Annotated in this window: 20 protein-coding genes and 2 tRNA genes; 4 read left to right on the top strand and 18 right to left on the bottom strand. The window is 34.9% G+C overall.

All coding sequences use genetic code 11. From position 1 onward, the window contains the following. Positions 1-39: 39 nt before the first annotated feature. Positions 40-516 (bottom strand): RDD family protein, encoded by a 477-nt coding sequence (locus AAGD79_RS06000; RefSeq protein WP_006279800.1) that lies wholly within the window; start codon positions 514-516, stop codon positions 40-42. Between the two features lie 22 nt (positions 517-538). Then, positions 539-1,081 carry an RDD family protein gene (locus AAGD79_RS05995; protein ID WP_155969099.1) on the bottom strand — a complete coding sequence of 181 codons (543 nt, stop codon included), beginning with the start codon at positions 1,079-1,081 and terminating at the stop codon, positions 539-541. 145 nt (positions 1,082-1,226) lie between these two features. On the opposite strand from AAGD79_RS05995, the gene icd reads away from it, so the two are divergent. Both icd and nth read left to right on the top strand, forming a co-directional pair. Further along, positions 1,227-2,663, top strand: coding sequence for an isocitrate dehydrogenase (gene icd, locus AAGD79_RS05990; protein WP_141456998.1), 1,437 nt, complete (start codon positions 1,227-1,229; stop codon positions 2,661-2,663). 27 nt (positions 2,664-2,690) lie between these two features. After that, the gene (nth, locus tag AAGD79_RS05985) at positions 2,691-3,329 is read left to right on the top strand and encodes an endonuclease III (RefSeq protein ID WP_151807622.1); all 639 of its coding nucleotides are present in this window, start codon (positions 2,691-2,693) and stop codon (positions 3,327-3,329) included. A 117-nt stretch (positions 3,330-3,446) separates the two neighbouring features. Here the strand turns inward: nth and dapE are convergent, their stop codons facing one another. Beyond that, positions 3,447-4,643, bottom strand: coding sequence for a succinyl-diaminopimelate desuccinylase (gene dapE, locus AAGD79_RS05980; protein ID WP_341811295.1), 1,197 nt, complete (start codon positions 4,641-4,643; stop codon positions 3,447-3,449). Between the two features lie 42 nt (positions 4,644-4,685). Between dapE and AAGD79_RS05975 the strand changes: the two genes are divergently transcribed. Further along, positions 4,686-5,942, top strand: a complete 1,257-nt coding sequence (locus AAGD79_RS05975) for an iron-containing alcohol dehydrogenase (RefSeq protein WP_265043196.1) — start codon at positions 4,686-4,688, stop codon at positions 5,940-5,942. Positions 5,943-6,112: 170 nt separating this feature from the next. Here AAGD79_RS05975 and AAGD79_RS05970 read toward each other — a convergent pair. The 8 genes from AAGD79_RS05970 to gltX form a co-directional block, all read right to left on the bottom strand. Next, positions 6,113-6,185: transfer RNA gene (locus AAGD79_RS05970), tRNA-Met, on the bottom strand. After that, the gene (purB, locus tag AAGD79_RS05965; protein ID WP_341811294.1) at positions 6,185-7,477 is read right to left on the bottom strand and encodes an adenylosuccinate lyase; all 1,293 of its coding nucleotides are present in this window, start codon (positions 7,475-7,477) and stop codon (positions 6,185-6,187) included. Before purB ends, AAGD79_RS05970 begins: the two co-directional genes overlap by 1 nt. Beyond that, positions 7,474-7,671 (bottom strand): hypothetical protein, encoded by a 198-nt coding sequence (locus AAGD79_RS05960; protein WP_236717745.1) that lies wholly within the window; start codon positions 7,669-7,671, stop codon positions 7,474-7,476. Before AAGD79_RS05960 ends, purB begins: the two co-directional genes overlap by 4 nt. A gap of 42 nt (positions 7,672-7,713) precedes the next feature. Next, positions 7,714-8,268, bottom strand: a complete 555-nt coding sequence (rplI, locus tag AAGD79_RS05955) for a 50S ribosomal protein L9 (protein WP_341811293.1) — start codon at positions 8,266-8,268, stop codon at positions 7,714-7,716. Between the two features lie 7 nt (positions 8,269-8,275). Continuing rightward, entirely contained in the window at positions 8,276-8,551 is a 276-nt protein-coding gene (gene rpsR, locus AAGD79_RS05950) for a 30S ribosomal protein S18 (protein WP_007548890.1), read from the bottom strand. Then, positions 8,551-9,324 (bottom strand): 30S ribosomal protein S6, encoded by a 774-nt coding sequence (locus AAGD79_RS05945; RefSeq protein WP_010082465.1) that lies wholly within the window; start codon positions 9,322-9,324, stop codon positions 8,551-8,553. The genes rpsR and AAGD79_RS05945 overlap by 1 nt, the downstream gene beginning before the upstream one ends. 48 nt (positions 9,325-9,372) lie before the next feature. Continuing rightward, on the bottom strand, positions 9,373-12,702 hold the full coding sequence (gene dnaE / locus AAGD79_RS05940) for a DNA polymerase III subunit alpha (RefSeq protein ID WP_341811646.1): 3,330 nt from the start codon (positions 12,700-12,702) through the stop codon (positions 9,373-9,375). An 863-nt stretch (positions 12,703-13,565) separates the two neighbouring features. Beyond that, positions 13,566-14,888 carry a glutamate--tRNA ligase gene (gene gltX / locus AAGD79_RS05935; protein WP_341811292.1) on the bottom strand — a complete coding sequence of 441 codons (1,323 nt, stop codon included), beginning with the start codon at positions 14,886-14,888 and terminating at the stop codon, positions 13,566-13,568. A gap of 206 nt (positions 14,889-15,094) precedes the next feature. Here gltX and ligA point away from each other — a divergent pair, with 206 nt between their 5' ends. Then, positions 15,095-17,083 (top strand): NAD-dependent DNA ligase LigA, encoded by a 1,989-nt coding sequence (gene ligA / locus AAGD79_RS05930; protein WP_341811291.1) that lies wholly within the window; start codon positions 15,095-15,097, stop codon positions 17,081-17,083. 38 nt (positions 17,084-17,121) lie between these two features. On the opposite strand, the gene dapA is transcribed toward ligA, so the two are convergent. The 7 genes from dapA to AAGD79_RS05895 all read right to left on the bottom strand — a co-directional run bounded on the left by dapA (position 17,122) and on the right by AAGD79_RS05895 (position 23,629). Then, the gene (gene dapA, locus AAGD79_RS05925) at positions 17,122-18,003 is read right to left on the bottom strand and encodes a 4-hydroxy-tetrahydrodipicolinate synthase (protein WP_341811290.1); all 882 of its coding nucleotides are present in this window, start codon (positions 18,001-18,003) and stop codon (positions 17,122-17,124) included. Positions 18,004-18,012: 9 nt separating this feature from the next. Next, entirely contained in the window at positions 18,013-18,495 is a 483-nt protein-coding gene (ssb, locus tag AAGD79_RS05920) for a single-stranded DNA-binding protein (protein WP_010082448.1), read from the bottom strand. A gap of 67 nt (positions 18,496-18,562) precedes the next feature. After that, positions 18,563-18,636: transfer RNA gene (locus tag AAGD79_RS05915), tRNA-Arg, on the bottom strand. Between the two features lie 13 nt (positions 18,637-18,649). Continuing rightward, on the bottom strand, positions 18,650-19,465 hold the full coding sequence (locus AAGD79_RS05910; protein WP_209473389.1) for a hypothetical protein: 816 nt from the start codon (positions 19,463-19,465) through the stop codon (positions 18,650-18,652). Positions 19,466-19,469: 4 nt separating this feature from the next. Beyond that, positions 19,470-20,078, bottom strand: a complete 609-nt coding sequence (locus tag AAGD79_RS05905) for a hypothetical protein (RefSeq protein WP_015589194.1) — start codon at positions 20,076-20,078, stop codon at positions 19,470-19,472. A 4-nt stretch (positions 20,079-20,082) separates the two neighbouring features. Then, a complete protein-coding gene (locus AAGD79_RS05900; RefSeq protein WP_015589193.1) occupies positions 20,083-21,522 on the bottom strand; it encodes a hypothetical protein in 1,440 nt (479 codons plus the stop codon). 361 nt (positions 21,523-21,883) lie between these two features. Further along, positions 21,884-23,629, bottom strand: a complete 1,746-nt coding sequence (locus tag AAGD79_RS05895; RefSeq protein ID WP_065094799.1) for a type I secretion system permease/ATPase — start codon at positions 23,627-23,629, stop codon at positions 21,884-21,886. Positions 23,630-23,999 lie beyond the last annotated feature (370 nt).

The following is a 23,999-nucleotide window of genomic DNA, read 5'->3' as shown; positions in this document are numbered from 1 at the left end:
GGAATGACACCCTTGGTGGCAGACAGCTAAAGGAAAATATCAACTAGGTTTATAATCTATCACTACCGTGTTTGCAATTTTGTCGTGAAAAGCTTGTTTATGTTCATCACCTACTGCACATACTAAAACTAAGATTAGTATAGCTAAGAATAAAATGGGATTACAAAGTGATATGCAATAAATTATAAAAAGAGCTATAGTCCTTTTCATTGCTTGCATTGTAGTGATTGACTCAAATGTATCTTTGTCTTTTACACGCATGCTAAATAACAAGTGTCCTGGAGTGCCGCCAAATTTTACTAGCATGAATATATGAAATATACATGGTATCATTAAAAATAAAGAAAATACAATCGTGGTGATTACAATTATTGCACCCATGATCCCTTGTATTGCGTGTGTAAGTGAGAAACCCACCGCCATTAAACCAAATGGTATTGCGATAAATAAAATACAATCAACTATAAATGCTAGAGTACGTCTTGTCATCGTTGAGTAGTTTACTTTTTTATCCATGTACTACCTATAAAGAAAAATATCAACTAGATTTATAGTCTATCACTACTGTTTTTGCAATTTTATCGTAAAAAGTCTGTTTGCGTTGATCAAATACTGCAAACAAAAATAAAATTAGCACAATTAAAAGATATAGAAAAGTATAACCATGATAATGCAGATGAAGCAAAAAGCGAAAAATAATCCAGATGCTTCCCTTAGAAATACATCTTATTGTTGCTTGCATAAGGGTAACATTTGTAAATGTATTAGCATCTTTAATATGCATACCACACAATAGTTTTCCTGGGGTACCACCAAGTTTTGTTACCATTAATATTTTGGATATTGTTAGTACTAATGTTGCGACCACTGTAGAAACTATAAATGGTATTTCTGTTGCTAGTTGTGCAAGTTCCTGAAAAGAGTCTTTATCTTTATCTTGATCTTGTAATGATACGATGAATACACCATAGATAAAACCGAAGATAAAATGAGGGGAAAATATGATGAGGTCAAGTATTTCTGCTACAATACGCCTTGTAAATCCTACATAATTTACTTTAACATTTATTTCAGTATTCATAACCCCACCTATATTTCATAATATCATCATATGATATAAAAATACGTTATTAAATAACCGTAAATATACTAACTTGGGTAATATTAGCTACTTGTGCCACTCTATTATTTAAATTAATATTAAATCATTTATAACTAGGGAAGTTATGTCAACACTAATCACAGTTGCATATGGCGACGGTATCGGACCAGAAATCATGGAAGCGGTGCTGTCGATATTGCGCGAAGCAGAAGCGGAAATCTCAATAGATATTATTGAAATAGGGGAGCGTGTTTACAGTAAAGAATGGTCTCACGGAATTTCTCCAAGTGGTTGGGAATCAATTGAAAGGACAAAAATATTATTAAAATCTCCGACAACAACTCCTCAAGGTAAAGGGCACAAAAGCTTAAACGTTGCACTCAGAAAAAATCTAGGGTTGTATGCAAATATCAGACCATGCATTTCATATCATCCTGTTATAGAAAATAAATTCGATAAGTTTGATATCGTAGTGATACGTGAAAATGAAGAGGACGTTTACACCGGAATAGAGCATAGGCTCACTGGTGACTCTTACCAATGCACTAAAATTATTACTAGATCTGGCTCAGAGAAGATATGCAGGTACGCTTTTGAATATGCAAAAAAACACAACAGAAAAAAAGTAACTTGCCTGACTAAAGATAACATCATGAAAATGACTGACGGAACTTTCCATGCCGCGTTTGATCGCATTGCAAAGGAATACCCAGATATAAAGGCAGAACATTATATAGTTGATATTGGAATGGCGCGTGTTGCAACAGAACCAGAGAATTTTGATGTTATAGTAACCGAGAACTTATATGGCGACATATTATCAGATATAGTCGCACAAACCTCTGGATCTGTGGGGCTTGCCGGAAGTAGCAACATCGGGAATGAATACGCAATGTTTGAAGCAGTGCACGGTTCTGCCCCTGATATTGCAGGAAAAAACATAGCCAATCCTTCTGGTCTTTTAAATGCTGCAGTGCATATGCTAATTTACATAGGTCAAGTGGGTACTGCAAAACTAATCTACGATGCATGGCTCAAGACTTTGGAGGATGGAATACACACTGCCGATTTATATAAGGAGAAAAGAAGTAAACAGAAAGTTGGTACCAAAGAATTTGCAGAAGCTGTTATAGATAATTTAGGAAAGAAACCTGCTGAGCTTATAATTGGCAGTGGTTCGGATAGTAAAATAAATTTGGATAGTAAAATAAATAAAGTACAAGACAATTACGAACAAGATTACAAAGTTAAAAAGCTAGTGGGTAGTGATATAACTCTCGCTTGGGACAAATCCAGTAATGTTGATCAAATAGTAGGATTATTTGAATCAAGTAATCTGCAAATGATAGCAATATACTCAAAAGGACTTGCGATTTGGCCAGGAAACTCAAAACCTTCAAGTGACCAAATAACCTGTAGGTTTATCGCAAATAATGAAAAGCAAGCTATTACAAATAGTGATGTAAATAACTTGCTAATCAAACTCGAAGAACACAATTTTGACGTGGTGAGAATGGACAAATTGTATTTGTATGATGGGAAAGAGGGGTTCTTTGTTTAAATATTTAAAAGAGGTGTGGTAAATGAAATGGACTCAAAAAAAGTAGAACTAATATTTGAAAAGTTTCAACAATCAAATCCTGCGCCAAAAATAGAGCTAAATTATACCAATCATTTTACGTTACTGGTTGCGATAGTTTTATCAGCGCGGACAACTGATGTAAGCGTTAATAAAATTACAAGAGAACTATTTAATATCGCTGATACGCCAGAAAAAATGCTGAGCTTTGGGCAGAGTGAGCTGAAAAAATGCATAAGCAGTATTGGTTTATATAATTCCAAAGCAAAAAATATAATCGGGCTTAGTAAAATATTGGTAGAACGATACAACAGCAAAGTACCTACTAATTTTGATGATTTGGTGTCTTTGCCTGGAGTGGGGAGAAAGAGCGCTAATGTGTTCTTAAATTCGGGGCTTGGCATTCCAACATTGGCAGTTGATACTCACGTTTTTAGAGTGAGCAATAGAATTGGGCTTGTGAAAGAAAAAGATGTGTTTAAAACAGAGCAATCTCTTTTAAATGTGGTTCCCAAAAAATACCTGCTTTATGCTCATCATTGGCTAGTTTTGCATGGTAGATATGTTTGCAAAGCACAGAAACCTTCGTGTGAAACGTGCATAATTCATGATTTATGTGAATTTAAGTGCAAAAGGTATAAAGTCTAGTATTTCTTCTTTTGTCATCCAAGTAGCTATAGAAACGAAAAAACTTACTTGACACATTTTGCTGGAATGACACCAGTTGTTATTCAGACAACAGTTATGCAAGAGATCTGATTACATCTAAGCTAACAATGGACCACTAGATATATTACTAACTACGTTGACCTGATTCAATATTTTATTAGTGGGATTGAAATAATTTTCTATAAATTCCTTATATATAGCTGTTAACTTGTGTATATCGTTTACTGATACGCATTCGTTTATCTGATGTGCAGTTTTGTTGATTATACCAAATTCAATCACTGGACAAACATCTTTGATAAACGCAGCGTCAGATGTGCCACCACTTGTGCTCAGCGCAGCATCAATACTGGTAACTTTATTTATCGCATCAAGCATAATATCAGTATTTCTATCGGGAGTAGAGAGGAAAACGTCCCTGCTGCTATGCACAGAAAGTTTATAATCGTTAGTTACACTGTAGCATATTTCATCAATCAGCTTATATAAGCCACCCGGTGTTTGTTCATTGTTATATCGAATGTTAAAACGTGTAGTTGCTGAACTAGGTATTAGATTGCTAGTATTATTTCCAACATCAATAGTAGTAACTTCGCAATGTGAAGGCTGAAAATATTTATTACCATGATCAAAAGTAGTATTTTTTACCTTACTCAATATCGATATTACCTTATATATTGGATTATCTGCTAGGTCTGGATAGGCAACGTGCCCTTGTTTTCCATGGCAAATTAATTCAAATGTTACAGAACCTCTTCTGCCTATTTTTATGGTATCACCTAATTTCTCACTACTGGTTGGTTCAGCAACCACACAGAAATCCACCTTTTTTTGCTTACTTTTCATCCATTCCAAAACTGCCTTTGTTCCATATTCTTCCGTGCTTTCTTCAGCACTGGTAATCAATGCACTTATCGAACCATTAAATTGAAACTTCTCTGCAATCAAATTTACCATAGCAGCAATAAACGCAGCTACTCCGCTTTTCATATCAGCCGCCCCTCTTCCATATAATATACCATCCCTCACTTCTGGATTAAATGGACCAAATGCCCAATCTTTTAACTGACCCGGTGGTACAACATCAACATGCCCAGCAAAGCACAAATTTGGTACTCCATTTATATATTTCGCATAAAGATTTTTAACTTTATCACCAAACTCTAAAATTTCACAATCAAAGCCACTCTTCTTGAAGATTGTTGCTATATACTCTATTGCCCCGCCGTCCCTTGGTGTTATACTCTCAAAAGAGATCAATTTCTTAGTTAGCTCTACAGGGTCAATTTTCATGTCAATCTTAAAATACTTATATTGCTATATTGTAAACACTCTATGCACTATTTAAAACAAATATTACATCAAACCGAACAAACTTTTCTAAGGGAAGTAATAACAGATTACTACCTTGCTGATGATATCTATGAAATATGCACACGACACGGAAATGACGTCTTTCTAGTTGCAGATAAAAATACAGCAAAACTTTTAAACAAAAACGTACTTAATAAAATTTCTCATTTAATTATTCCAACCCCACCTGCCATTCCAGTGTCACGCGCTGGGATGACATCAGGTAGAGAAATGACACCAAGCAGAGCTGCCTCTCTTGAAACCGTAAATCTAGTGAGAAACAAAGTAAAAGACAGTGACTTAATAGTTGCATTTGGTAGCGGCACCGTTAACGATATCTGCAAATATGTAAGCTACCTCGAGAAAAAAGATTATATATCCTTCCCAACAGCCGCTTCTATGAATGGATATACATCCGCAAATGCTTCAATATTAGTAAATGGATATAAAAAATCGTTCAAAGCACATCTTCCAAGAGCAATATATATAGATATAGACATACTTGCCAATGCACCACTGCGCCTCACATTAAGCGGATTTGCAGATTTCATTTGTCGTTCAACAGTTCAGGCTGACTGGCTACTATCTCATTTGTTGCTTAGCACAGAATACAATGAATTACCTTTTACACTTGTTCATGATTTGGAGCAAATTTTGCTAAGAGAATATATGGCGCTTACTAAAAGAAGTAGAAAAGAGGTCCTATTACTTATGGAAGTTCTACTAATTTCAGGACTTGGAATGGTGATGTCAAAAGGCAGCTATTCTGCAAGCCAAGGAGAGCATATGATAGCTCACGCAATGGAAATGGTAACAAAAGATTATTCCTCACTACATGGTGAAAAAATTGCTGTCACAACGATTACTATGGCTAATTTACAGGAAAAGATATTATCAATACAAAACCCAATAATCAAACCGACCACTTTAGATGTAAAACATATAACTCAGTGCTTTGATAATATTGAATTTGTAAGAACTTTTGAACAGAAGCAAATTCTGCAGCAAAAAATCCAAGAGATTATTCGCAAAGAATGGCATAATATTTCCAGTTTAATTAAGCAAAATTTACTACCTGCAAAACACCTGCAAAAAATATTTGAAGATCTATCAATTCCACACTTACCAGAGCACCTCAATTGGAATAAAGAACAATATTGTAAAGTGGTCGATCTTGCGTTTGCAACAAGAGATAGATTCACTTTTCTTGACTTAGCTAACTGCATAGAAGAAAGTTAAGTTTTGTAGTGAAATTCTGTCATTTAAAGAGATCATAGGCCAAAAGCTAAACCCTTTTCACAATTTCTTATCCATTGTCTCTTCACCTGAGTGGATACACAACTCACTCCAAGTAGTTGACACTGGGTTTCACCAATAGCACTATCTTGCTAAACATAGTTTAGTGCGAGTGGCTGAGGAGGGACTCGAACCCCCGACCAAGAGATTATGATCCTCCTGCTCTACCAACTGAGCTACTCAGCCTAATTGAAAACCTTGCTATACGTGTGACCTACATGTTTTGTATAGTATTTCAAATCAAACAAAGATTCAAGTTTTTCCGAGTTAATAACCTTAAGTAAGAGTTTATCTTGTTTCAATTCGGCCAGAAAATCACTGTTGTTTTGTTTCACTTTCATTGCATTGCTCTGAACAATTTTATACGCCTCTTCCCTCGCCAAACCACTATTTACTAACTCAAGCAATACACGCTGTGAGAAAACTAAACCTTTTGAAGAATTTAAGTTCTTTTCAATGTTTTCCTTATTGATCACCAATTTATCTATCAAATCTGTTAATCGCACTAAAGCAAAATCCATTGTTATACAAGCATCAGGAGCAATGCATCTTTCCACAGACGAGTGTGATATATCACGTTCGTGCCACAATGCAACATTTTCTAACGCAGGAAAAACATAACTGCGTATTAAACGTGAGAGTCCAGTCAGATTTTCACTTAAAATAGGATTACATTTGTGTGGCATAGCAGAACTCCCCTTTTGCCCAGTGGAAAAATGCTCAGAAATTTCGCCGATTTCAGTTCTTTGCAAATGACGAATTTCAATTGCAATATTTTCTATTGAGCTTGCAATCACTCCCAAAACTGAAAAGAACATGGCATGTCTATCACGAGGAATGATTTGAGATGATATGGTTTCAGGTATGAGTCCCATTTCTTTCGCTACATACTCTTCAACAAACGGATCAACATTTGCAAAATTGCCTACCGCACCTGATATTTTACAAATTGAGATTTCTTTTTGCGCGCTAATTAATCTCTGATAATTGCGTTTAAATTCAGCATAAAATCTGGCAAATTTTATTCCAAGAGTTGTTGGTTCTGCATGCATTCCGTGACTGCGTCCAACACAAACAATATCTTTATAGTCCTCAGCTTTTTTTTTCAATGCTGCAAGTAAATTTTTTAGATTCTCGAGCAAAATATCACAGGACTCTTTCAGTTGCACCGCAAGGCATGTATCCAAAACATCAGAACTTGTCATTCCATAGTGGAGATAACGAACATCAACTCCCGCTTTTTCAGCAACATATGTCAGAAAAGCTATAACATCATGTTTTACAATGGATTCAATTTCGTTGATACATTCAACATCAAATTCAATAGCACCAGAGAGGTTCTCAGCAATATTATTCGGAATCACTCCTAACTTTGCTTGAGCTTCACACGCTAATTTTTCTATTTTAAGCCATATATTAAATTTATTATTTTCCTCCCAAATGGAAGACATTTCTTTTCTGCTATAGCGGGGAATCATTTTTGATTTATTCCAATAATGGTGTCATTCCAGTGCGTGACACTGGAATCCAGGTATAAAAGTATTTGCAAATTATTCAATGGACAACGGATTCTAGAAGCATAAAATAATGTCCATGATGAAATAAACTGGATCCCAGTGTCACGCACTGGGATGACATGAGGGAAGCACTGGGATGACACCAGCTTAGCCATGGCAGACATTTCTTTACGACTATAACAAGGGATCATCTTTGATCAGCTATCATCACCATCAGTAGCTTCTTTATTCGCATCTTGCTCTGCCTCTTGTTGCTCAGAGTTCTGATTTTGCAATTTTACTTGCCTTAGCTCATTTGCATCTGTTTCGGATTTCACGACGTATATAGTAATTGGTACTACTACTTCACTATGTAATTCTACGTTTACTTGGTATTCACCCAAGTTTTTGATGCTTACTCCACCAAAAGATAAACTACGGTGATCTATCACATGTCCTTCTTGTAGTAAAATTTTCGCAATTTCACGTGTTGTTACAGAACCAAAAATTTTACCATCCTCTGAAGCTTGCTTTATCAATACCACAAACTTATCATGTAGTGACAATGCAAGCTCTTTTGCTACATTTAATCTTTTTATATTCTCTTCTTCCAGTAATAAACGTTGCTCCTCTAGCTTTGTTAAATTTTCCTTGGTAGCTTTCACCGCTTTTCTTTGTGGAAAAAGAAAATTACGTGCATAACCTGGTTTAACTTTGACAACTTCACCAAGCTTACCTAAAGTCCTTATATTTTCCTTTAAAATTATCAACATAAATTACCTAAACTTTTTTAGTACAGTAAGGAATAAGAGCTAAAAAACGTGCCCTTATGATCGCTAAGCGTAACTTCCTTTGTTTTTTTGCACATACGCCTGTTAATCTTCTAGGTAATATCCTACCATAGTCAGAGGTAAACTTGGATAATAAATCTATATTCTTATAATCTATGTCTTCATCTTTAGACGCAGCAAGAGGGCAAACTTTAGAACGCCTAAAGCCAGTCCTATTATTTACAGATACGTAAGAATTATTAAAACTATTTCGTCTTTTCATCATTATGCGCTTTGCTCCTCAATTTGTTTATTCATCATATGAGATTTACCTTCAAAAATTTTATCAACCTGCACAGGAAAGTGGCGAATAACGTTCTCATTAAGTTTCATTCTACGCATAAATTCATCCAGAATGCTTGCAGTAGAACTTATGCACATTATACAATAATGACCGCTCTTCATTTTATTTTTGTGATATGCAAAATCCAAAAGACCCCAATGTTCATACTTGATTAATCCTGATGCTTCAATGTTTTTCAAAAGCATTTCCAACGCTTTGCTCGATTGAGTTGGACCGTTTATTCTAAAATCTTTCAAAATATCTTGAAAAATCTTTATTAGATGTTCTGAAATATTTCTCTTCAAAGCATTTACTGCGTTATGGATAAACGCACTTTTAGTACTGCCTCCTAGAAATTTTGTAAAATCTTGCGTTATTCCTAAATCTTTTAGGTCATCTTTCAACTCTTTATCGATTTTTGACTTCACTTCTTTCAAATTTGAAAGATCTTCTTCTAATTCAACCCATAAAATTTTTGTAAGATCTTCCAAGAAATCAGAGTAAGCAACTAGACTTTCTTTAATGTCCTCAGCACGCACTTCTAACTCTTGTTTTGTAAGCTTGTCATTTCCTTTTTTCAGAATATCCCTGATTTGCTGGAACATAATATCTGCTTTAATATTTTTCAATGAAACAGCTAGCTCTTGGACCATCTCCTCTACTTCTTGCTGTAACAATCCTTGTTGTGCTATAAAAGTAAATTCATAAAGATTCACTATATCTTCCTTTAATACCGATTAAATATTTCATTATATAAAGCTTTTTTATATAAGCAAGTTATTTGTATTAATTTCTACGCCTTTAATCCAGCTTAAGTTAGATATTTCATAAATAACTTGAGGAGCAATTGAGTATGCACCTGGTAATAAGATGCTCACTTTGTGTTTTTCGAGAAGAAGTTTTAGCATTATTTTGGTTCTGCCTTCATCTTTCAATATTGCGTTTAATTCCATAGCGGCTTTTTGCGAATCCGTGCACTCAGTGGTGAGAACTAATTCTTTTATTGTAGAAGTGACTCTTTTTGTAAACTCAGATATATCTTTGCCTGCCAATCTTGTTGTATTTTCCGAAGCTTCAAGATCAATTATCACAAATGTTCCTGGTGAAAATAAATCTCTTTTTTCTTCTATTATTTCATTATTATAGAATGCTATTTCAGAAACGTTATGGGGATCAGAAAGTGTGAGGATAACAAACCTTCCACGCTCTGAAGTTCTCATACGTGCATTTAATATTACCCCAGCAGTTTTTGCTGTTCTATTTTCTCCGATAAACCCAATATTTAACTTTTCCAGAAGAGTTCTAAATTTTTCAAGCGGATGATTAGTTAAATAAAATCCTAGTGAAAATAACTCATGTTCTAATTTTTCCTCTTCATCAAAATCTTCCACATTCTCAAGTTTCGGTTTGAGGACATCAAGACTACCAAACAAAGCAGCTTGACTTGATTCTCTATCCTGTTTGTTTTTATTTGCAAAGTAAATCAGCGTGTCCATTGACTCATATAGCTGCTTTCTGTTCTTATGCACGCTATCGAATGCTCCGGATTTAATCAGGCTTTCTAGCGCTCTCTTATTTATTATATGACCTGAATTTTGAATGAATTCCCATATTTCCTTACAAGCGCTTGAACGTACGTTCACTATTCCTTCCGCTATAGAAAAACCAACATTCCTCAAGGCAGCAATACCATAACGTATGCGTTCATCCTCTATTGAGAATTCAGCTTGAGACTTGTTTATATCAGGTGAAAGAACGGTAACGCCACTAAACTTTGCTGCATGATAAAATAAATTCAGTTTATCTCTATCATCAATATTCAGATTCATTAGTGCTGTAAAAAATTCTAATGGATAATTAGCTTTAAGGTAAGCCGTTTGATAAGATATAACCGCATATGCTGCAGCATGAGATTTATTGAACCCATAACCAGCAAATTTTGCAACAAGGTCAAAGATATAACTTGCCCTGTCATAATCAACGCCATTCTTCGTTGCCCCTTGGACGAAAAGTGTACGTTGTTTATCCATCTCTTCCTTGATTTTCTTACCCATGGCACGTCTTAGCAAATCTGCTTCTGCGAGACTATATCCAGAGAGAATACGCGCTATTTCCATCACCTGTTCTTGGTAGATTATTACCCCAAACGTTTCTTTTAATATTCCCTCAAGTAATGGATGAATATAATCTGGCTTTTCAAGTCCATGTTTTCTTGCAACATAAGTTGGAATGTTATCCATAGGTCCTGGACGATAAAGGGAGATTAAAGCGATGATGTCCTCAATGCAGTCCGGTTTTAGTTTAATTAAAGCTTCTCTCATTCCCGAACTTTCAAGCTGGAACACTCCAATTGAATCACCGCTTGAGAGCATCTCATAGGTTTTTTGGTCATCTAAAGGAACTGAAGAAATATCGATCTTTTGTCTATCACGATTAATTAAACGACACACATGATCTATTAGCGTTAGCGTACCAAGTCCAAGAAAATCAAATTTTATTAGCCCAGCTTTCTCCACATATTTCATGCTGTATTGAGTGATTGGCAGAGCCGAATTTGGATCGTAGTACACAGGAACAAAATTTTCCAACTTTTGATCACATATTACAATTCCAGCAGCATGAGTTGAAACGTGACGATATATTCCTTCAAGCTTAAGAGATATATCAAGAAGCTTTGCAATTACCTCATCACTATCTCGTTCTTTCTGCAGGTTTTGATCAAGCTCTATCGCTTGCGATAAAGTTACAGGATTTACTGGATTAAATGGAACCATTTTAGATATTTTATCCACTTGAGAGTAAGGCATTTGCAATACTCTACCAACATCACGCAATACTGCCCTTGCTTGCAATTTTCCAAAAGTGATTATTTGAGCAACATAACCGTACTTTTTCTGAACATAATCAATAACCAGGTCTCTTTTTTCCTGGCAAAAATCGATATCAAAGTCAGGCATCGATATACGATCAGGATTCAAAAATCTTTCAAATATTAGGCCAAACTTTATTGGATCAAGGTCTGTAATCTGTAAGCCCCAAGCAACAATTGAGCCTGCACCAGAGCCTCTTCCTGGACCAACTGGAATGCCATTTGCTTTGCTCCAACGAATGAAATCAGAAACTATTAGAAAATACCCGGAATAATTCATTGAAGTTATTACGCTTAGTTCGTAATTTAGCCGATCGTAGTATTGTTTAAGGTCTATGTCTGTCTCATTCGCGATGCGGAATTCTAATCCTGCAACTGCCTGCTCCCTCAGTTCTTCATTCTCAGTTTTATTTTCTCTACAAGGAAATTTAGGCAGAATAGGCTGCCTGCTTCTTGGCATGTAAGAGCACCGCTTAGCTATCACTAAAGTGTTATGAATTGCTTCAGGAATATCACTGAACAGCTCCTCCATTTCTGCCACAGACTTGAAGTAATGCTCGGTAGTTAACTTCTTTCTGTTATTCTCCAGGGCATAACTCCCCTCCGATATACACGTTAATATATCATAAGCCTCATAGTCAGACCTATTTGGAAAAAACACATCGTTCGTTGCAACTAGTGGTATATTGCGCTGATAAGCAAAGTCTATCAAAGCTTCTTCAAGCTCTAGCTCTTTATTCAGCCCATGACGCTGCAATTCAACATATAAATGACCATTGAATGCTGAAAGCAGTTTTTCAACCGTTTCTTTATCTTGCCCCAACAATGGTTGAGCCAAACATCCACCGGTTAAAGCGATCAGACCCGTACTTAAATTCAATAGCTCATCAAAATCAACGTAAGGAATATCGCTGTTATTCTTGCGCTTTCTAAAAGACTCACTCACCAAAGTGACTAAATTAGTGTACCCTTGCTCATTTTTTGCAAGCAATAATATAGGTAAATTTTGTTCTGAATGTTTAACTATAATATTGCATCCTATTATTAGCTGTATTCCCCTACTTGCTGCATATTCTGAAAACTCGAGCGAGCCAAACAAGTTACCTGAATCAGTAATTGCAACCGCTGGCATTTTATTTCGCAAACAAAGGCCGATCAGCTCCTCAATTTTAACCGAGCTTTCAAGCAGCGAATAAACACTATGAACACGTAAGTGTATGAACATAAGAAACTTTAGATCAACAAAAAAGGATAACATTAATTTACTCATGAGAACATAATTTTCATGAGAACAAAAGCCTATAAAATTCTAAAATTAAAATACAAAAACTTACTTGACAAACTCCGCCAGCTCCCTTATCATGATAGTGAAGCTATTGTATTTGCTTTCGCCAATCTGCAGATTAAAAGGTAAGGATTACTTAATGTATTGGCGTCTTATGTTCAATTTTTTGCAGTATATAGATACTGTATGTCTTTACAAAACTTCATCTACATCTAGATTTTTATCTAAATAAGCTGAACGCGCTTATAAAGCGTTACAAGACATCAAAAAATGCCAATACTCGACAGAGATAGTAAAAGACTAGCTAACTCGGGGATTCTTTGTCTTTTTTTCTGCTTAGTAAATTTCTTAAACATTTGCAGCGTAGGTTAGTTGCAATTAAAAGCAGCTAAATCTTGCTTGTCAAGCGTTTAAAACATAAAAAACGCCAATATTTTAAAGCGGATAATAACCACGGGGCTTCTTTTGCCTTTTTTTTCATTTGGTAAATTTCTTAACGTTTGTAGCTAAAAGAGCCCAAGAGAGGTCAGTGCTCCTTTTTTTGTCATCCCAGTGCCCAAACACTGGGATCCAGGAATTTTATTAAGTTGGTGAGCATAAAAATAGCTGTTTTAGTTAAAATACAATGTTTTAATGATTATGGAAAGGCTGGATCCCAGTGTCTGGGCACTGGGATGACAAGAAAGAGGCTACTTGGATGACACCCTGACAATCGTCATCCCGCTGCTTGTTAGCGGCTAAGAGATACCGCGAATGAATCGCGGTATGACGTAGGGATTGTATTAGCTATAATTCTTTAGTTTTCACTTTTCTTTTAACCTTGCAATGATATTTTCTTTGCCGATAAAAGTTAATAATTTAGCGAGCTCTGGTCCTGTTTCTGTTCCTGTTAAAGCTAAGCGCAACTGCATAAATAGGTCTTTTGCCTTTATATCTACTGTGTGCCGAATAGTTGTGACCCACTCTGATAATGTGTTTTCATTATAATCGTCTTGAGGCAATGTATTGAGCGCGATTTTTATAAGCTCCTTATCAAGAATCACAGGCTCTATATCGGATTTGCATATTTTCCACCACTTGGCCACCTCAGAAAACCTTTCTATATTGTTCTTTATAAAATACCAAAACTCTGAGGAGTCCACTCCAATTTGATTTAAACGTTCTTGTATAATTTCAAATGGCATTTGTTGCAGCACTTTGCTATTTAGCTTGTATGCTTCACTCAAGCTAAATTGCGTACATGCTGAGCTAAATTTTTTAATGTCAAATGAATCAATCAAAGATTGCATACAGGCGCAAGCTTCAATTGGATTGGATGTTCCAAGCTTCACTAAATAACTAACTAGTGCCATCGGTTCAATTTCATCTTCTTTTATAGATTTAATGTCCAGCACGCCGGTTCGCTTGGATATTTTGCTATCATCAAAATGTAGCAGAGAAAGGTGAGCAAGTGTAGGGATTTTCGCTTTTAATGCTTTAATCATTTGGATTTGCACTGCGGTATTAGTTACATGATCTTCCCCGCGTACAATATGAGTTACATTAAAGTCAACATCATCAGTAACAGAAGGTAACATGTATGTGTAAATTCCATCTTCTCTTTTTACCACAGGATCGCTGATGTGACTTGTTGCAATATTTATTTCACCTTTAACTTCATCATTCCATTTAACAACTTCATTTCTATCCAACTTAAATCTAAAATGTGGTCTTCTTCCTTCTTGCTCATAACTAATTTTCTCTTGCTCAGTTAGAAGTAACGCGCTTCTGTCATATACAGGGGGAAGTCCTTGTTTTAACTGCAATTTTCGTTTAATGTCTAACTCTTCTCTTGTTTCATAGCATGCATAAATATGCCCTTCTTTTATTAACTGCAAAAACACCTCATTGTAACGCTCAAAGCGCTCTGATTGCTTGAAACTTGCATCCCAATTGATACCAATCCATTTCAAATCTTGTATGATATCATTTATATATTTGACATCTGAACGCTGAAGGTCAGTATCATCAAAACGGAGTAAAAATTTTCCATTTTGATTGCGTGTGTACATCCAACAAACCAAGGCAGTTCGTACGTTTCCTACGTGGAGGTAGCCAGTTGGGCTTGGAGCGAATCTTGTTAGCATTTAAATAGCAATATTGTTTACTCTAATTTATTTTAATTTTATATAAATGTACGGCTAAAGCAAGCGAGATCTGCTAATACAATTGAGCAAAAGAAGAATAAGTATGGCTATAGCATTGTGGCACCTTTGATGTTTGAGACCATATGATGAATTCAAGAAAATTCATGGCTTGACGACAAAGGCTAATGTAGCATTATATTGGTATCATGACTAACTTAGAAAAGATGAGAGAAAAACTGCAAGATCAAATAAATTATCATAATGTTTTGTATCACCAAAAAAATAAGCCAGAAATAAGTGATGCTGAATATGATGAACTGAAGAAAAAGTTAGCTGAAATAGAGCCAGAAATTTATGCAACACAAGATAGTGTTGGTGCTCCACCTGATGAGAGGTTTTCTAAGGTGGAACATCAAGAACCTATGCTTTCCCTTGAGAATGCTTATGATGAACAAGGTGTAGAGAAATTTTTGTCTAAAATAAAGAGGTTTTTAATTGAGGACAAAATAGAGATATTATGTGAACCAAAAATTGATGGGTTGTCGTTTTCTGCAATTTATGAGGATGGAAGATTTGTTAAAGCTGCAACTCGAGGTGATGGTTTTGTAGGGGAAGATGTCACTCACAATGTTGCAACAATAAAAGGCTTTCCTAAGTTTTTGCAAGGTGTGCAAGGAAGACTAGAAGTAAGAGGTGAAATATACATCAGTAACAGCGACTTTTTAAAGTTAAATGAAAACGATGAATTTGCCAATCCTCGAAATGCAGCCGCTGGTTCTCTAAAGCAATTGGATGCAAACATTACAGCAAGCAGACCTCTTAGATATTTTGCTTATTCTTTGATTGGTGGAGCAGAGAAAAGTCAAAGTGAGGTACTAAATAAGCTTGAGGCACTTGGTTTTTGCGTAAATGAGCATCAGTCCTTAACGAGTAGTTTAGATGGAATGCTGAAGTTCTATAATGAGGTCTATAACTGTCGCTATAACTTGGATTATGATATTGATGGAATAGTCTATAAAGTAAATGATTTGGTACTACAAAATCGTCTAGGGAATACTCACAAAGCACCGCGCTCAGCACTTGCATACAAGTTTTCTGCGGTTTATGCAAAAACAAAGTTAAATAAGATATTTATACAGGTGGGCAGAACAGGGGTTTTAACTCCAGTTGCAGATTTAGTGCCAGTCAATATTGGTGGGGTGCTAGTTAGTAGAGCAAGTCTGCATAACCAAGATGAGATAAAACGTAAAGACATAAGAGAGGGAGATATTGTAACAATCAAAAGGGCAGGGGATGTAATTCCCCAGATCGTTGAAGTAAGCAGAGATTCTCGTCTTCCAAATACACCTGAATTTGTGTTTCCTGAAGTATGCCCTGAATGTGGTAGTAAAGTACGTCAGGTTGAGGGAGAGGCTGCAGTAAGATGTCCTGAGGAATTTGCCTGTAAAGCTCAAATAATAGAAAAACTAAAGCATTTTGTATCGAAAGATGCATTTGACATTGTTGGCCTTGGTGATAAGCAGATAGAGTTTTTTTACGACCTTGGTCTGATAAAACAAATTCCCGATATTTTTACTTTAGAAGAAAGATTGGATGAATTTAATCTGGAAGAACAGTCTGGTTGGGGCAAGAAATCAATAGCTCATTTATTAAATGCTATACAAAGCAGAAGGGTAATAACTCTAGATAGGTTTATATTTTCTTTAGGTATTAGATTTATTGGCCAAGTTGCAGCAGAATTGCTTGCAGATTATTATGTTTCTTATGATAATTGGTATAATTCGATGATTGAACTGTCATCAGATAATACTGAGCTAGTAGGTATAGACGGCATAGGAAAAAAAGTAGCTGAATCTTTGGAATCATTTTTTTCTAAGGAACATAACATCAAAATGTTAAATGATCTTACTGCTTGTCTTCAAATTCTTCCTGTGAGCTCCAACTCTAGTAACTCTGTTTTAAATAATAAAATTATAGTGTTTACTGGTAAGCTACTTGCTATGAGTAGAGGAGAGGCAAAAGTAAGAGCCAAAACTCTAGGAGCAAAGGTCAGCTCACATCTTTCTGCTAAAACTGACTACCTAATTGCAGGAGAAAAACCAGGATCCAAATATAAAAAGGCAGTGGAATTAGGTGTAGAAATTTTAGATGAAGACCAGTGGCATAAAGTGATAAGTTTGGGAGTGTTCAAATGAAACTTGGATTGTATATTAAATCAAAGTTGCAAGACTATTTAGAGAGTAGCCAATTCTTTCCATCCAAGAATCATTTTATTGACTTGCCTCAATTTTTCAACAGAAGGCAAGTCTTCTGTGCTGAGTGGTAGGCGGACAGTTTGATGTTCTATGAGCCCAATATCATGCAAAAGTGCTTTAGTGGGTATTGGGTTGCTGGCAATAAATAACGCTTCGCAAGCCTGTTGCCAGATATCTGCCTGAGGGTTCCTGCCATTGATGCACTGCTTAACGTATTCATGTGCTACGCGCGGCCAAACATTGGCAGCAACGGAAACCAGACCAGCCGCACCATAAGCGGCCATATCAGATATCATATTATCATCTCCGCAAAAGACCTCAATATTTGGTGCAACTTTCTTATACTGAGTTAAAGTATCAACAGTGCCACTTGAATCTTTGATAGCCCAAAATTTTTCGTGACTGGATAAGTTGCGTACAGTTTCAGCGTGAAGACTCACTCCTGCTCTTGATGGAATATTGTAAAACATAACCGGCACATGTGCTTTCTCAAGCAGCTTTTCAAACCATAAAGTCTGCCCCATAATTCCGGGCTTTGCATAAATGGGAGTTGTCATTAGATAGCCATGAATAGGCATACCCTTGCAAAAATCAAGCCATTCAAGAGTCTGATATAGATTCACTCCTGGTACGCCAATTATAATTTTCGTATTTAATTTTAGCTTACATACGAATTCAACTAATGTACGCTTTTCAGAATCAGTAAGCGATAGGCTCTCACCTGTGCTACCTAGCAACACTACGCCATTTTCAGCTTTAACTTGCATTGTCATTAAACGCTGCAAACTGCTATAATCTATGCTATCCCCATTGCAATTAAAAGGAGTAACACAAGCAGTCCATAAAAATGTAGATTTCAATTTAAATTGTTAAAATGGTATTTCATCGTCGAGTAGTTCATCTTTTATATCGTTGTCAAAACTTTCGTGTTTATCTTTTTGTTCTGTTTCACCTTGTTTGTATTCACTTGGCTTGTAATCAGAATTTGGCGCACTATTTCGTGAATCCAAGAGAGTAAGAGCGCTATTAAAATTATATAGAACCACCTCTGTTGTGTATCTTTCACCACCGTTTTGGTCAGTCCATTTTCTAGTTCTCAAAGAACCTTCAACATAAACTTTACTGCCTTTGCGTGCAAAATCTTTGACGATTTTTACTAATCCTTCACTAAAAATTACGATATTATGCCACTCTGTCTTTTCAGAGCGCATACCGGAAAGTTTGTCAGTCCAACTTTCAGACGTGGCTATTGAAAAACTTGCCATTTCTTTTCCATTTTGTGTAGTCCTAATTTCAGGATCTTTTCCTAAATTACCAACTAGTATGACTTTGTTTATGGTACCACCAGACATAATTATGTTCTAAATAAATCCCTTTATTATCTTATATGAAAGTACTATTGTCAAATTTAATTAAAAGTGCGCTTGGAGGGATTCGAACCCACGGCCTTTGCCTCCGGAGGGCAACGCTCTATCCAACTGAGCTACAAGCGCATATATATTTAAGTTATTTAATAGATAAGCCATCCAAGTCAAATTTTTGTTTTGGATAAAGCGTAAACATAATACTCCCATATCCAAAATATACATTTTGAGAATCATTCGCATGCTTTTTTATTGCTTTTTGATCTACGGTCCATACAAAAGTTACATAATTTTCAGTGACTGAGTGCACTTTTAAATCCTTAGTATTTATAAACAGTTTTCCATTTACCCATATTTTCCATGTATCGGGAGAAAGATATAAAATTGAGTCTAAACTCACTACCTTACCGTTGAAATTATCTGATACCTCCTCTTTTGCAGCTCTTGAAGATTGTAAATTGAACTTTTCCATTTCATTGACCATTCTATTAACTGGCTCTTCATCAAAAAAAATGCTTTTTACGTTACTATATTGTGACAAAACGTCAAAGTCACTTTCCACTGCTTCTCTTATTATATCGTCCCGATCTGTATAGCTTAGTTTTTGATTGTTGATAAAGAAACACTCTTTTGCACGCAAATTTGCTATATCAATAAAATCGTCGATTTCTTGATTGCCAACTTTAAGAATACTTTCAAAATATCTTTTTTCTATCATCATTCCATACTGAGAATGATGACAAACCATTTCATCATTACCTTGTTTTTCTATATATACGCATAAATTTCCACTATTTAATCCTAATATTTTATGCTCAATAAAATCTTCATTGCCAATATATTGTCGGCAAGAATACTCCTTACAAATTTCTATGCTTTCTATGATATCTTCACAACTGCAATATGCATTAACATTGGAAATGAGTAGCGTAAAAATAAAAAACAGCTTTATGTTCATCACCTTATCTACTTAATATAGTATACCAATCAAAGACTATATTAGCTCTCACTATCTCTATCATATTACCATTCAAAATCTGATTCATAGTTGCAGCATCAATATTTCTCTGCTTATTTAAAATAAGAGATTTGATCATAACATAACCGGGCAGATTTGGAATAGACTGTAGAAATAAAAAAATATGCTTATCGCTGATTGAGCTTAAATTTAGGACCACTTCACTTTTTATTACTTTTGTGCGTTCACTTTTGTTGTGGAGCTCAACTTCTTCGGGTATAGAAATTGATATTTCAGGTTCTAATATATAGTGCTTTTTATATAACTTGCTAAGCTCGAAATTTAAATTTGCAATGTATCTGCTACTATGTAAATTTGAAGAAGAAATTTTTTTCCATAAATCTAGGTTTTTATTTAGAACAACTTCCTTTTTTTGAATTCCAGTAATCTGTAAATTAATAGAACGTATTTTATCAATCGCAATTTGGTTTTTATTATAAATCTTTTCGTTATAGATAACAACATATGTTAATAACCCTATTAATCCAACAGATAATAACAAATACGATATAAACTGAATTGTAGCTTTTCTTTTTAATTGAGAGATAGTCATTAATCTACATTGCCTCTCCTATTTCAACATCAATAGATAGATTTTGCTCTTTAGCAGCAGGTAAGCTAGAAATATTAATGTCATAGGTACGAAAATTATCGTTTAAATTTTTTCGTAGTTTCTCGTATTGATGAGAAATATTTTTACCGGATTGAAAATTAAACTTTAAAGTTGTGGTAATATAACTTTTTGCCTCATTATAATTCCATTCAAATGATCGAAGCTCTATACCTGGTATTTTTAACTTTTCTACATATTTAACTTGTGTAAGAGGAGAGTATTCTATTTTTGATAAAATATTATTGATATTAATAAAATCATAAATTTCATCTATTTTTTTTACATTATAGCTTTGGCTAAGTTTTGTTAATTGGTTATTTAAGGTGTTCTGCTTTGCTGATAAATTATCAGCGACATTGAAATTTGAATACAAATTTAGCAAACAAAGGGTGTTTGTTATAACTAAAACCAGGGCGAAGTATAGAAAAATTCGAGGAGAGTTTAAATAAAGGTAATTGAATAGATAAAATTCTTTAGTTTCCTTTGTATTAAAAATAGCTGCTAATTTATTCTTAAAGCTATGAAACAAAATTATGGTATCGCAAAAGTTATCTTTTTCACTTATAGCTAGTTCTGCTCCTAATAGTTTGCCTAACTCATATGGAGTTAATATGTTCACACTGTTCTCTGAAAAATTTATGACTGATAAACTAGCTTTGATATCTTCTGACACTATGATACAAAGGTCGATAGGGTTATTTTTTTCAAACCCAAACTTAGTTAAGGATCGAATAGTATCTTGCACTTCCTGATATATTCCACCAGCGATAATTCCTGGTAAATTATCATTAGTAAATGATGTTAAGCGCGTAAATACCATTTTATTCTCTTTAAGAACCACTTGTCTATAGCCTCCCGTTTTAGTTGCAGCAACTATAATTTTCCAATTATTAGGATCTTTATGTAGAATCTTTTTTGTTATATTACTTATTTCTATAGGAAACATTAATATTCCCTTAAAGTTGGAGCCTATCTCAATAAACACATTCAACCAATATTCTACTAAATGCTTTGCTTTTGATGAAACAAGAAGATAGCACCAGTTTTGATTGAATTTGTTTGGCTTCTCAACCAAAAAAACTGAACTTATGTCATTATTACGAGAAAAATGCTCCATCTTTGTTTTTGCTGATAGATAGGCACTAATCTTGTTTGCCCTTGTAATAAACTGTAGCGAGTAATTTTGATCTGCATGATTAAGCACCAGGTATAAAGGTGCTTTTTTATCTGACGAAAGACATGAAATTAAATCGGAAACTGCTTTATCGTTTTTGCCCTTAACAAAATACCTTTTATTTAAAGTATTATTTTTAAAATATAGTAACATTATGCCTTCTTCTCCAATAGAAAGCATAAACTTACTTTTGGATTTTGAACTAAACATATTAACAAAGCATATACTTATCTAGAATTAAAAAGGCAATTTATTGAAATTCATTAAACGTTAGAGGGAAATATTGTTATAAATTTTCGCAGCAACATTATTTATATTATAATTTTTTTATAAAATTACCACTAATATTAAGTTATTTAGATAACAAATTAAGAAAATTCATTAAGACGAATTTGTTGTTTTTCAAATTGTAGGTAAACCTAAGCCACTTTAGCTATATCTGCCGATTGACTTTAATTAATAAGAGTTATTAATCTATTTACTATTCTTGTAATATTATTTCTAATGGTAAAGAAATATATATTTTTCTGGAACAGTTGTTATTTCAGATACAGAATTTATTGTAAGTAAACTAACCATTTGCTGAAGAGCGCTCATCTTCTGTGGTACTTGATGATGGAGCAACTAATTTGCTCAAAATCTCATCTTTTGGTCCCATAGCGTAAATGACACCATCTGACATGAGGATCACCTTATCAACTACGGACAATAACGGTAGCTTGTGAGTGATGATAACAGTAGTAGTATTTTGTTTTCTTGCAATGCCAATTGCATTAATTAAGCATGCCTCTCCATTGCTATCTAAGTTAGCGTTTGGTTCATCAAGTACTAAAAGTTTTGTGTGACCATAAAAAGCTCTGGCAAGTCCAAGAAGCTGTTTTTGGCCGCCAGAGAGCGTTACTCCTCCAGGACCTCCTATTGTTGTATCATATCCATTTGGTAAGCTTAGTATTAGTTCATGTATTCCTGCAATTTTTGCTGCTTTGATTATTTCTTCAGGATTTGGATCTGGCCTCATGCGAGCAATATTAGCTTTGACACTAGTGTTAAATAACTCAATATCCTGAGGTAAGTAGCCAACATAATTACCAAAATTTTCTCGATTCCAAGTATATACATCAGCGCCATCTAGTCTGACTACACCAGATATTGGCTTCCATACACCAACAGTTAATTTTGCGATAGTGGATTTACCAGAAGCACTTGCACCAATAACACCAACTACATCTCCAGGATCTATAATGAATGATATTCCTTTTACTGTCGGCTTATTGCTTCCATAAGGAGTAAAAAATACTCTATCAAATTCCAATTTTCCTTCAGGTTCTGGTAGAGCCATCGTTTGCTCTCTTTTTGGCGATGTTAATATAAGTCTTTGTAGCCTTCCATATGACATTCTAGCCTGATTTAAAAACTTCCAAGTATGAACCGCAGCATCAAATGGTGCTAATACTCTACCCATTAAAATTGAAGCAGCGATGATGCTACCGGCAGTCTTATGAGCTGTGATTGCAAGTAATGCACCTGTTCCAATCACTGATATTTGCAGAGTTGAGCGCAAAAATTTAGTGATTCCAGTAATTACATTAGAGCGATTTTGTGCTTTAATTTGCATTGCTCGGTTCTGATCATTTCGTTTACACCAATCAGAGACTATGAATTCTGACATGCCCATAGCTTCAACCACTTCTGCATTTCTTGTTGCAACATCTATAGCATTGATATTCCGTATAGTTTCTTCGTTGGTTTCTTGTAATATTCGTTTAGTGGCAAGTTCATTCCATATTGCCATAGAGACTAATATAATAATTCCAGTAATAGCTATAAACCCCGTGGAGGTATGTATCATGAAAATCACAACAAGGTAAATTAACGACCATGGAGTATCAAACAGTGAGAATATACCATTTCCTGTAATGAAATTTTTTATCACTCCGAGATCTCGTATTGCTTCACCACTTGAAGTTGAGCTCTGCACTGACGTTAGCCTGATTGACCTTACTATCAGATCTGGTGTTGCAGTTTTATCGATCCAATCACCTATTTTTGCCATGGCTAAATATCGACAAGTTTCAAGCATTGCAGAACATGCAAATGCAGATAAAGTGATAATTGTCAGCATAGTTAGTGTTGATACACTTTCGCTCGATATCACCCGATCAAGCACTTGAGAGGTATAAAGTGGTAGGAATAACATTAATAAATTGATTCCCGCACTAAACCAAAAGATAAACCAAAATGCACTTTTGCATTTTTCTAGGCAAATATATAGAGTACTTTGCTTCAATTCTTTTTTTATTGATGGCGTAATTTCCACAATCTTCCTCTTAATTTGATTACATGCACCATATACAATTTTTATTACAAAAATATTAATAACGGTAGTTAGCTTACTTTAAGTGAGTAAAATATTAATATATGTGAATAGGAAATATAAACAATGGTAAAAAGAAGTATAGTTAATATTTCCTTCATTGCCTATAGCGAAGCTACGTCATACCGCGATTCATTCCATAGCTGTAAGAACATTCATTTTTGAAGGTAAACTGCACAGCAAATGGTGTCATGAAAGTAGCTGACACTGGGATGGCTTTGTTGCATCGCTACTTATGAAAGGCTAACTATAATTAGGATTATAAGCAACTTATTGAAAATCTTGTTTTTTTGCAATCAATCTGATCAAATTT

Source organism: Wolbachia endosymbiont (group A) of Oxytorus armatus, from assembly GCF_964027005.1.
GTDB classification, from domain to species: domain Bacteria; phylum Pseudomonadota; class Alphaproteobacteria; order Rickettsiales; family Anaplasmataceae; genus Wolbachia; species Wolbachia pipientis.
This window is presented reverse-complemented; position numbering and strand designations above follow the sequence as displayed.

Bases quoted from the DNA above. Each gene is read 5' to 3' on its own strand.
- AAGD79_RS06000 (WP_006279800.1), bottom strand. From the start codon at position 516: ATGGATAAAAAAGTAAACTACTCAACGATGACAAGACGTACTCTAGCA.
- AAGD79_RS05995 (WP_155969099.1), bottom strand. From the start codon at position 1,081: ATGAATACTGAAATAAATGTTAAAGTAAATTATGTAGGATTTACAAGG.
- icd (WP_141456998.1), top strand. From the start codon at position 1,227: ATGTCAACACTAATCACAGTTGCATATGGCGACGGTATCGGACCAGAA.
- nth (WP_151807622.1), top strand. From the start codon at position 2,691: ATGGACTCAAAAAAAGTAGAACTAATATTTGAAAAGTTTCAACAATCA.
- dapE (WP_341811295.1), bottom strand. From the start codon at position 4,643: ATGAAAATTGACCCTGTAGAGCTAACTAAGAAATTGATCTCTTTTGAG.
- AAGD79_RS05975 (WP_265043196.1), top strand. From the start codon at position 4,686: ATGCACTATTTAAAACAAATATTACATCAAACCGAACAAACTTTTCTA.
- purB (WP_341811294.1), bottom strand. From the start codon at position 7,477: ATGATTCCCCGCTATAGCAGAAAAGAAATGTCTTCCATTTGGGAGGAA.
- AAGD79_RS05960 (WP_236717745.1), bottom strand. From the start codon at position 7,671: ATGGCTAAGCTGGTGTCATCCCAGTGCTTCCCTCATGTCATCCCAGTG.
- rplI (WP_341811293.1), bottom strand. From the start codon at position 8,268: ATGTTGATAATTTTAAAGGAAAATATAAGGACTTTAGGTAAGCTTGGT.
- rpsR (WP_007548890.1), bottom strand. From the start codon at position 8,551: ATGATGAAAAGACGAAATAGTTTTAATAATTCTTACGTATCTGTAAAT.
- dnaE (WP_341811646.1), bottom strand. From the start codon at position 12,702: ATGTTCATACACTTACGTGTTCATAGTGTTTATTCGCTGCTTGAAAGC.
- gltX (WP_341811292.1), bottom strand. From the start codon at position 14,888: ATGCTAACAAGATTCGCTCCAAGCCCAACTGGCTACCTCCACGTAGGA.
- ligA (WP_341811291.1), top strand. From the start codon at position 15,095: ATGACTAACTTAGAAAAGATGAGAGAAAAACTGCAAGATCAAATAAAT.
- ssb (WP_010082448.1), bottom strand. From the start codon at position 18,495: ATGTCTGGTGGTACCATAAACAAAGTCATACTAGTTGGTAATTTAGGA.
- AAGD79_RS05910 (WP_209473389.1), bottom strand. From the start codon at position 19,465: ATGAACATAAAGCTGTTTTTTATTTTTACGCTACTCATTTCCAATGTT.
- AAGD79_RS05905 (WP_015589194.1), bottom strand. From the start codon at position 20,078: ATGACTATCTCTCAATTAAAAAGAAAAGCTACAATTCAGTTTATATCG.
- AAGD79_RS05900 (WP_015589193.1), bottom strand. From the start codon at position 21,522: ATGTTTAGTTCAAAATCCAAAAGTAAGTTTATGCTTTCTATTGGAGAA.